At 61.5% G+C, this 1,948-nt stretch carries 2 protein-coding genes; one reads left to right on the top strand and one right to left on the bottom strand.

Annotated features, from left to right (window positions below; all coding sequences use genetic code 11):
• The first annotated feature begins 162 nt into the window (after positions 1 to 162).
• A protein-coding gene (locus HGI47_RS22040; protein WP_168854893.1) for an IS3 family transposase occupies positions 163 to 1,331 on the top strand; the annotation gives its coding sequence in 2 pieces (ribosomal slippage) (positions 163 to 424 and positions 424 to 1,331; 1,170 coding nt in all).
• A 17-nt stretch (positions 1,332 to 1,348) separates the two neighbouring features.
• Here the strand turns inward: HGI47_RS22040 and HGI47_RS22035 are convergent.
• The gene (locus HGI47_RS22035; protein WP_168854892.1) at positions 1,349 to 1,660 is read right to left on the bottom strand and encodes a hypothetical protein; all 312 of its coding nucleotides are present in this window, start codon (positions 1,658 to 1,660) and stop codon (positions 1,349 to 1,351) included.
• Positions 1,661 to 1,948: the final 288 nt, after the last annotated feature.

The following is a 1,948-nucleotide window of genomic DNA, read 5'->3' as shown; positions in this document are numbered from 1 at the left end:
GATGCGCGGCGTGCCGCCCTTGGCGCGGACGGCGCTGCCGAAATGCGAACCGAGATAGGCACGGTCGGCGAAGATTTCGCCTGGATCGTCGGGCAGCGCTGATCTGCCCCCTTCTGAGTGGCCCATTTACTATTTTAGAAATGGCCACGAAGGAGGAGTCGAATGGCGAAGAAGCACAAGCCGGAGGAGATCATCGCCAAGCTGCGTGAGGCGGAGATCGTGCTGGCCCAGGGCGGAACTGTTGCCGATGCGTGTCGCCGGATCGGCGTGACCGAGCAGAGTTACTACCGCTGGCGCAAGGAATATGGTGGTTTGAAGATGGATCAGGCTCGGCGGATGAAAGAGTTGGAGAAGGAGAACGCTCGGTTGCGTAGGGCGGTATCGGACCTGACACTGGACAAGCTGATCCTGCAGGACGCTTCTCGGGGAAACTTCTGAGCCCCGCGCGCCGCAGGCGCTGTATCGATCATATCCGGGGCATGATGCCGGTGTCCGAGCGGCGGGTATGCCGCGTGCTCGGGCAGCATCGATCAACACAGCGCAAGACGCCGCGTGGGGCAGATGATGAGGCTGCACTGACCGAGGACATCATCGCCCTGGCCAGACAATATGGTCGCTACGGCTACCGCCGAGTGACGGCCTTGCTGCGCGATGCCGGCTGGCATGTGAACCGCAAGCGGGTGGAGCGCATCTGGCGACGCGAGGGTCTCAAGGTGCCGCAGAGGCAACCGAAGCGGGGGAGGCTCTGGCTCAACGACAGATCGTGTATCCGGCTGCGGCCTGAATATCCGGGTCACGTGTGGTCCTACGACTTCGTCGAAGGGCGCACGCACGACGGTCGCAAGTTCCGCATCCTGTCGATCATCGATGAAGCCAGCAGGGAATGTCTTGCCCTGCCGGTTGCACGCCGACTTCGCAGCGAGGATGTGCTGGCAGCACTGGCAGAGTTGTTCGCCACTCGTGGGCCGCCGGCACACATACGGTCAGACAACGGCCCCGAATTTGTCGCTACTGCCGTACAGGAATGGCTGGCGAAGATCGGCGTGAAGACGCTCTACATTACCCCAGGCAGCCCATGGGAGAATGGCTACTGCGAAAGCTTCAATGGCTCGATGCGCGAGGAACTGCTCAACGGGGAGATCTTCTACACTCTGGCCGAAGCTCAGATCCTGATCGAGGCTTGGCGGCGCCACTACAACACCGTCAGGCCCCACAGCTCGTTGGGGTACCGATCACCGGCACCGGAAACGGCGACCACGCCATGGCTGCCCTCCGGTTCCGCTAAGCTCCACCTACGGACAGCCATGGCCTCAGAGGCGGTTCTGCACTAACAATCAACACGGACCACTCAGTGGGGGCCGGTCAAGAGGCCGCGGAGCAGCGCCTTGCGCGAGGTCTGCCGCGAGAGTTTGGCGGCTAGGCCTTCGCGTAAAAGCAGCGTTTTCGCGGCGGCATCGAGGCGCGAATTGCCGGCCTTGCTGACGCAATTCGCGCGATCCATGCCTTCCAGCAACACGATCTCCTTCAGGAACGCGCTGTCGCCACGGCCGGCGCGTTCCTGCACCATCACCGTCGTCGCCTGCCATTCGTCGAGAAAGGCGCTGATGTGCTGTGCTGTGGACTTCGTCGACATGTGGCGCGGGTTAGCACGCTTCGACATTCATGACGGGCAAAATACGCGAGCAACCGTATCTTCGGCAAATCGCGGCCGAGACCAGTCAATTAGGCGCACCGCTTAATCGATGAACGTAAGGCAAGTTTTGAAGGCCTCAGCCTGAGCCTTGAACGGCGGCTATCAAGGCGGTCATTTGCCGGTCCACTGGCCGTCATTGCAGCGGTCGCTCCCGACCGATAGTGTTGAAAAACTCGGCCTTGCAGTAATCGCACAGTCCTGATTCACTGGCCCTGTCGTGGGGAGACAGGCTGATGATGGGTGCTCGGACTGTGA

Origin of the sequence: Novosphingobium sp. ERN07 (assembly GCF_012641335.1) — a bacterium.
In the GTDB taxonomy this organism is placed as follows: domain Bacteria; phylum Pseudomonadota; class Alphaproteobacteria; order Sphingomonadales; family Sphingomonadaceae; genus Novosphingobium.
This window is presented reverse-complemented; position numbering and strand designations above follow the sequence as displayed.